The sequence below is a fragment of the Nostoc sp. CALU 1950 genome (assembly GCF_051172895.1).
Classification (GTDB): domain Bacteria; phylum Cyanobacteriota; class Cyanobacteriia; order Cyanobacteriales; family Nostocaceae; genus Nostoc; species Nostoc edaphicum_A.
Genome location: NZ_JBDNJQ010000086.1, coordinates 26,719 through 34,583 on the forward strand (window position 1 = coordinate 26,719; position 7,865 = coordinate 34,583).

General features: G+C 43.7%; 7 protein-coding genes and 1 pseudogene. 5 read left to right on the forward strand and 3 right to left on the reverse strand.

Features of this window, described 5'->3' with window-relative positions; all coding sequences use genetic code 11:
- Nucleotides 1–95 precede the first annotated feature (95 nt).
- Nucleotides 96–380 carry a hypothetical protein gene (locus ABF638_RS22130; RefSeq protein ID WP_435025126.1) on the reverse strand — a complete coding sequence of 95 codons (285 nt, stop codon included), beginning with the start codon at nt 378–380 and terminating at the stop codon, nt 96–98.
- Between the two features lie 197 nt (nt 381–577).
- Nucleotides 578–1,099 carry a DUF2839 family protein gene (locus ABF638_RS22135; protein WP_435025127.1) on the reverse strand — a complete coding sequence of 174 codons (522 nt, stop codon included), beginning with the start codon at nt 1,097–1,099 and terminating at the stop codon, nt 578–580.
- Nucleotides 1,100–1,223: 124 nt separating this feature from the next.
- Here ABF638_RS22135 and ABF638_RS22140 point away from each other — a divergent pair, with 124 nt between their 5' ends.
- From ABF638_RS22140 to ABF638_RS22160, 5 genes are all read left to right on the forward strand, one after another.
- Entirely contained in the window at nt 1,224–1,979 is a 756-nt protein-coding gene (locus ABF638_RS22140) for a ParA family protein (protein WP_435025128.1), read from the forward strand.
- A complete protein-coding gene (locus ABF638_RS22145) occupies nt 1,976–3,088 on the forward strand; it encodes a ParB/RepB/Spo0J family partition protein (RefSeq protein ID WP_435025129.1) in 1,113 nt (370 codons plus the stop codon). Before ABF638_RS22140 ends, ABF638_RS22145 begins: the two co-directional genes overlap by 4 nt.
- A 152-nt stretch (nt 3,089–3,240) precedes the next feature.
- Nucleotides 3,241–3,480 carry a hypothetical protein gene (locus tag ABF638_RS22150; protein WP_069071961.1) on the forward strand — a complete coding sequence of 80 codons (240 nt, stop codon included), beginning with the start codon at nt 3,241–3,243 and terminating at the stop codon, nt 3,478–3,480.
- The gene (locus ABF638_RS22155; RefSeq protein ID WP_069071960.1) at nt 3,477–3,866 is read left to right on the forward strand and encodes a type II toxin-antitoxin system VapC family toxin; all 390 of its coding nucleotides are present in this window, start codon (nt 3,477–3,479) and stop codon (nt 3,864–3,866) included. Before ABF638_RS22150 ends, ABF638_RS22155 begins: the two co-directional genes overlap by 4 nt.
- 61 nt (nt 3,867–3,927) lie before the next feature.
- Nucleotides 3,928–6,876, forward strand: coding sequence for a DEAD/DEAH box helicase (locus tag ABF638_RS22160; protein WP_435025131.1), 2,949 nt, complete (start codon nt 3,928–3,930; stop codon nt 6,874–6,876).
- Nucleotides 6,877–7,088: 212 nt separating this feature from the next.
- Here ABF638_RS22160 and ABF638_RS22165 read toward each other — a convergent pair.
- A pseudogene (locus ABF638_RS22165) lies at nt 7,089–7,865 on the reverse strand (hypothetical protein); the annotation flags it as partial.

Genomic DNA, 7,865 nt, shown 5'->3' on the forward strand with positions numbered 1-7,865 from the left:
GCCAATGTTGAGCAACTTCCTTGCTCGGTCGAAGCTAAGAGCCAGGGGGAAAGTTTTGCAGATATCTGCACTTTTACCAATAAACTAATTGATAATTATGTCTGGCGCTGTAATTGCTTGCTTGCTTCAATGAGTGCTGAGAAGTTTTCAAGTTGCAGCGTATTAAACTTGATAATTCCAATAATTCCAAGAAATTGAGTATCATTCATAAACGATTGGTCTGCTTGGGCAGTTGCCTTTTGCTCCCACAATAGACCCAACCGGAGCATTCGCCACAAACCCAAGCGGTGAATTTCTTGCCCAGGAATCAGGAAATCACCGTCATCGGTTCGTAAAACGGTCTGTCTTTGACTGTAAGGTTGAATTGTTCCTGAAAGCATTAAAATTTCTCTTTCATTAATATTTCCTACCAGTCCCAGATTAACCCATAAAGCGCGATCGCAGTTTTGGATGTCGGGATTATGGGGGAAGACGACAAGTAAACCTTAGCCGATGATCCTAACATGCTGCCCTTTCCTTGCTACCGCTTCAGGAGAAGAAAGGAAAAGTGGCAGCAAGGAAGGGGCATGAAAAAATGTTAAATCTGGTCAGCAATATGTTGTAAACCTAACCTATCTTCCTCATCAGGCATTATATGAATTGGCACAACCAATTCTTTGTAAATGGGATTTTGGCTAAAAAACCTTTTTGACCAATTAGCTTTTACATCTATGCCTTTATTCAGTGCTTCTGTTACTGCATCAACTTTACTCCTGTCCGGGTTATAAATCTCCAGCGCCATCATAGTTCTCCGGGTAACTATTGGCGAATTGACACTGCCACTGACCGAAGTCATAGAAAGCTGTAAAGGGACAAAAGTGATTGCCAACGTGCCTTTTTCAGCATCCAGAATTACTTTGAATTTTTCTAGTTCTAAAACAGTCAGGCGAAAAGGTTGTTCTCCTATTTGTGAGGACACCTCTAAACCAAAATCAGGTAGAAAACCGGATGGCAGCAGCACATCATTTTTTTTCTTGGCAATTTGTATTGTCTGGTTTACAGTTTCTGATGTACCGTAGGTATCACCTAAAATCTGTTTGCGTCGTTTTGCTTCTCCCATTCGGCTATAACCTATATCATCACAATTTTAAATAAAACAGCAGCCTCGGACAAAAATAAACAGTACTGATTGCCCCATCACCAGTTATCTTTAATTGTAACGGGGCAGGTAAACCAACTCACTTATGAGCCGAATCATCGCAGTTTTTAATCAGGCGGGAGGTGTTGCCAAAACCACCCTTACCCAAAACCTGGGCTACCAAATAGCACAACTGGGTCATCGTGTGCTGCTCATCGACATAGACCCCCAAGCCAGCTTAACTATTTTTATGGGCTTGGTTCCAAGAGACATAGAGCAAACTGTCAATAATGCCATTGTGGATGAACAACCCCTGCCAATTATTGAAGGAATTCATGGCATGGATTTAGCACCTGCTAACATCTCTCTGAGTACGGCAGAAATGCAATTGGTTAGTGCTTCCATGCGCGATTTTCGTCTGAAAGAAGCCATCGAACCAATCCAAGAGAATTACGATTTCATCCTCATAGATTGCCCTCCCAGCTTAGGGCTACTCTCTTACATCTCCCTTGTAGCTGCTACCCATGTTCTCGTTCCCCTAGAAACTCATTTCAAAGCCTTTGAGGGAACAGGCGAATTACTAAAAACGGTTGCTACAGTACGTAACAAACCAAACCGCAAATTGCAAATAGCCGGATTTGTGCCTACAAAATATGATGCCCGTAACTCCCAGGACACTCGCACCCTAGCAGCCATCACCGAACAACTAGCAAGTGCCGGAACTGTCTTTGCCCCGATTCCTCGCTCCACTGCTTTTGTTGATGCTTCAGAGGAACGAATGCCCCTTGCAGTTTACGATCCCAAGCATCCATCTGTCGCCATCTTGAAAAAAATAGCCGTTAGTTTAGAATCCTTAAAATGAGACGCACTACTAAAGCCAGCCAACCTCTCAAAAGCAAAATTGATGTACCTTGGGACACCACAGGCGTTATTAATGCCGATTCTCAAGTGTCCATTTCATTAGACCAGATTTCTCTGCCACCTAATCAACCGCGCCGTTACTTTGACTCGGAAGCATTAAAGCAGTTAACTGAATCCATCAAACAGCATGGCATCTTGCAGCCCATTTTAGTACGCCCCCTTGATGGAGAGAAACACGAATTAGTCGCAGGAGAACGCCGCTATCGTGCTGCCTTAAGTATTGGACTGAAAGTTGTCCCCGTCGTCATCCGAGAGTTAGACGACAACGCAGCTTTTCAATTTGCACTTATAGAAAACTTACTTCGAGAAGACCTGAATCCAGTTGAAGAAACTGAAGGTATCCTGCAACTGCTGTCTCTCAAACTAGGTCGAAGTGTTGAGGAGATACCCCCATTACTGTATCGTCTACAACGCCTACAAAACAAAGCATCTACAGTTACCCATAACGTTATGGGCGCACACGATGGCAAAGGTGATGAACCTACCCATAACGTTATGGGCGGAGTTGAAAATGATTCTACCAATAACGTTATCAGTGACGATGAAGGTGATATTGAATTATCTACCCATAACGTTATGGGCGAAACTGAAACAGATAATTCCGACCTCAATCAGGAGCCTGCTGTAAACCCAGACCTCAAAATCGTTGAATCTGTGTTTGATGGCTTAGGGTTAATGACTTGGGAATCTTTTGTTAAGAACCGTCTACCCTTGCTCAACCTCCCAGAAGATATCCTTGATGCGCTAAGGGAAGGCTCACTTGAGTACACCAAAGCCAAAGCCATCGCCCAGATTCAGAAATTAGATGAGCGCGTTGCATTTTTAGAACAAGCTATTGCTAACAACTGGTCTTTAAGTGAAATCAGACAGCGCATTATTGAGAAGAAAACCCCAGCCTCTAACGAAAACACCGAGTCGAACGATTATAAAGAGCGCTTTACTGCTGCGACTACCAAACTAAGAAAGTCCCGTATTTGGTCAGACCCTAAGAAGCGCAAACAGATAGAGAAACTACTTGCTCAATTGGAGACGCTGACAAATGTTGAGTAAGCTCAAGTTGCCACTGCTCCCCGGTTCTCTCGAAATCATGACTTACGCAAGTTACGGCTAAAAAGTCAGGGGAGCCAAAGTGCCATAATAAAAAAACTAGAGAAAGTAAGATCCGTTTCTCTTTTTCTCCATTAACAAATAGGAGTAGTAAGATGGAAGCTCACAAAATAGAAGCTGTTTTAACGGAAGATGGAACTTTGATGTTACGGGGCTTACCTTTTCATGCGGGGGATGCTGTGGAGGTGATTATTCTGTCAGCTAAAACTCCACAAAATAAAGGAGCAGCACCTAGCCAACCAGAAACAAATATTTATCCACTGCGCGGTCAAGTAATCCGTTACGATGATCCAACAGAACCTGTTGCCTTGTCAGATTGGGAAGTTTTGCAATGATCGTACTTGATACCCATATCTGGGTTTGGTGGGTTGACGATAACTCCAAACTAACTACAAAGTATCGAGAGTGGATAGAAGAATATCAATCTCAGGGTTTGGGAGTAAGTATTGTTTCTTGTTGGGAAGTCGCCAAATTAGTCGAAAAAAAGCGACTGGTTTTTTCTTGTTCAGTTAATGAATGGTTGGAAACAGCTTTGGCTTATCCCGGAGTACAGCTATTAAATTTAACCCTGCCGATAGTGGTTGATTCAACTCAATTAAGCGGATTTCATAGCGACCCTTTTGACCAAATTATTGTAGCTACAGCCAGAAATTATGGGTGTCCTTTGTTAACTGTTGACGCGAAAATCCTTAACTATTCTGGCGTGGAAACGCTTTCATAACGTTCTGAGCAACTAGAATTGTGAAAACTGTTGTGGAAAACTGTTGACTACTGCGGTATGTTTGCGACAAACGACAAAAAATATTAAGTTAAGGAGAGTACCAGTTAGTGCAGTCTCTCCTACAAGTGTTCCCATGCTAGAGTCAGAAAAACTTATCCAGATAGTACAAGCTTGGTTAGGCTATATCAGGTTAGAAGAACTGACTCAAGCTGAAGTTGAGCGTTCTTCAGATATCTATTCAAAAGTAGTAGATAAGGGAGTGCAGCTTGTTGGCAACAAGCTACTGTTAGATAGCGAAGTATTTACGCAATTCCAGCAACAGCAACAAGCAGCTAAAAGAGGGAACAAAAATGATGTTCAGATGGCTGTTGCTTTCCCACAAATCTATATAATCAACGGCAAGGGCAAAGAGCAAAAGCTGAAATACCTGCCTTTATTCACAATTGATATTTCACCCATCTTTAAAGGTAATTACCGCAAAACGGGTTGGGACTTGACCGAATACGAGTTTCAGCCAGTGGTTGTTAATTTGATGCGGCTGTACGGACTAGAGGAGGAGCAAGCCGAATCACTGATTGTTGCGTCAGGAATTGGAAAATTTTTAGAAGACACATTTAAAGGAAGATTCCCAACGCTTCGAGACTTTCTCGAACTGGTAGATTTACCCGAAGGAAAATACAAAACCTCTCGACAACCTTATTTGCTTCGCTGCGACTTTACACCTTACAATGCCCTTCTGAAACTTGACATACAAGAAATCCTCAAGGAACTTCAACAACCTGAGTGTAATAGCGAATGGCTAACTGAAACTCACCCAGCAATGCAGTACCTTTGGGGTCAGCCACAATTACCCAGAGATGAGGTGATGTTCTGGGGAGCTTTCCCTTCACACGCACCTGATGAATTTCAAGCCTCTGTTCTCAAACACGCCCAGGAGAATTTACTAACTGCTGTTTGTGGGCCACCAGGAAATGGAAAAACGGAGGTGTTTCTGCACCTCATAGCCCAGCAAGTAGTAAATCGAGCGTTACGGCTTGTTCACGGTCTTGATGATGTAAATAATTTAATATTCTTTGTCGGCGCTAATAACAGCACAGTTAAAAAATTCCAACAACGACTGGCTATAGATTCTCCTGCTCAACAGTTTTATCTTCCAGGCGGCAATCAAGCTAATATCCGTAAGGAAACCTTACCCAAACTGCAATCAACCCAAGATTGGCTGCGTAATGCTGAATTTAACCAATCTGCTTGGCAACAAGCCAAACTCGAATTACTGCAAGCAGAAAGTGAAATTCAACAACTGATAGAGCAAGACCGCTTTAATACTGCTCAAAAAGTCACTGATGTTGAACGGCGATCGCAACTGGATGGAGAAATTCAATCTCTCAATAACGATATTTCTGCTAAATCTGCCGAGTTACAAGCTCTAGTTGAACAGCTATCAAGTTTGTCTGATTACGCAAATTTTCCCCTTGATGCTTACCAGCAAATACAAGAAGCTTTATCCCAGGCAGAACGAGAACTACCAAAAGAGTCTGACTCCATCACCAAACGCGCCTTGAACTGGCTTAATGCTACTACCGATCAGCGAATTTTTCGCCGCTTGGCTTTGCGAATCAACGCAGCTGTGTTAAACACCTTGGCGACAGGGCATCCTTTTCAGACCCCCCTTGACCACCCTAGTTTAACCGCAGCCCAGGCTTCTGTTACCCAAAAACTAGATTTTTCACAGCAATGGCAGAATTTTAACCGGGGAGTAACTGAAATTCAAACCCAGCTAACAGCTTTAAATAAGGAACTAGAGTTAAAACAAGCAGAACATCAACTTTTCCAAAAACAACTCGATAGTTACCCCCAAGAGGATTTCTACAGTCGTTTTTACCGTGACCATCACTCATTGCAGCTAGAACTATTTCAACGTGCCTGGGCGTTTCTATTGCAAGAAGTTCTCCGACGCAAGGAGAGCGTTATGAGGGCATTGTCAACTTATGGCAGCGTCTTGACGGGCGACGGAGAGGCATTGCTCAAGTTAGAAAGTGATAGTGATGCCATCTACCGTGACTTGAGCTTGATTTTCCCTGTCATTACCTCCACCCTCCAATCAATGCGTAATATGTTGCCAATTCTCCAACCCAATAGCGTAAAGCTGGCACTGGTGGATGAGGCAGGTACAACTCTTATACATCAATTATTTCCCTTGCTGGTGCGATCGCAACGGGCAGTAGTGGCTGGCGACCCCCAACAAATTGAGCCAATAGTTAATCTTTGCGACGATACCATCAAACAATATCTGAAAACTGCCTTTCTGGATCGGGGCATGGGGAATGAAGATTACTATCGCTATGCCCCCACTGCCAAATACACAGCTACCGCTTATCACCGCGCTGCTGGTGCTAGTGGTGCAGAAGGCGACTTAGGCAATGGCATTATTCTCTCTAATCATTACCGTTGCACCCCACCTATTATTCAGTTTTGCAGCCCCAACTATCCTGGTGGTCTGCAAATCCTTTCAGATTATGACCCGACTGCAACAGTCAAGCACCTGCTGGCTTACCATGTCGAGGGAAGCCACACCCATAATACCAATCCAGAAGAAATTGATGCTGTAGAAACTATAATTGCGTCCTTGCTAAAACATGGGTATTCTACTAAGGATGACAACTCAAAGACAATTGGGGTGATGTCGCCGTTTTCGCAGCAAGCTAACGCGCTCAAGTATCGACTATCTAACCGTTGGCGAAACTTTTCTTGGGATGATATTGGCACAGTTCACACCTTCCAGGGAGGAGAGAAAGCAGCCATTATCTTTTCTCCTTACCAGTGTCACCAAGAGCATAGTTTTTGGTTCCTCAACCGCAAACCTAATTTACTAAATACCGCCGTTAGTAGGGCAAGGGAATTGTTTATTTTGGTGGGCAATCTCAGGGAACTAGAATTAGCTGGTGGTGAAACCAAGCGGTTAGTTGAACACATTCGGCAACATGGAGAAATTCGTTCGCCTGCGGCTTGAATGATCTAGTCTTTCTATGTATTCAATTGGCACAGCCAAAACAGGCTTTTTTGCAATTTTCGGGTCAAAGAGCAATTTTATTTTTGTAGTCCTCTGTTAGCAAGGCTTTCAGGCGTTATATAGCGGATCAACTTTGGTTTGTACAAAAAACCCCAAGTTGTGCGTAAACGCAGTAGCGTAATTGACTGAGGAGCCGTCTCGGCTCAATACCTTCACCGCCACCATCGCGCTACATCCTGAATAGCACAGACAATTTCTGCTGTTGCTGTTTTACCACCTAATGCAAATATAACTGGAAACAATACCTTGATATCTTGCAGCAAATTAGGACGAGTGCGAAGGGATAACTCATGAAGCGTATCTCTCCAAAGGGGGAAAAGTCTTGCAGATGGTATTTGTGACAAACTGGGAACTAAGGGACTCAAGGCATCGGTGCGGGATCTTTCATCCTGAATTAACCGAGCAGCAGCTAGTGCTTCTGGCAACACTTCTGGCAGTTTTTCTCTTAAGGCTCTCAAGGCAATAGCGCGCTCATACTCATCCCCAATTGACCGAGCGGCAGCTAGTGCTTCTGGCAACACTTCTGGCAGTTTTTCTGCTGAGGCTCTCAAAGCATCGGCGCGATATCTTTCCAGTTGAAATCCCTTAGCAGCAGCCACTACTTCTGGAAACACTTCTGGCAGTTTTTCTGCTAAGGCTCTTAAGGCATTAGCACGATATCTTTCATCATGAATCGACCTAAAAGCAGGCAGTGCTTCTAATAACAACTCTGATGGAAGTTTTTCTACTAAGGCAATCAAAGCAATAGCGCGGTATCCGTCAGACTCAATTGACCGAGCAGCAGCCAGTGCTTCTGGCAAGACTTCTGGTAGTTTGTCTGCTAAGGCTATCAAGGCATTGGCACACAAATACTCATCCTGAATTGGCCTAGCGGCAGCCAGTGCTTCTGGCAAAATCTCTGGTAGTTTATCCACTAAGGCGGTCAAGGC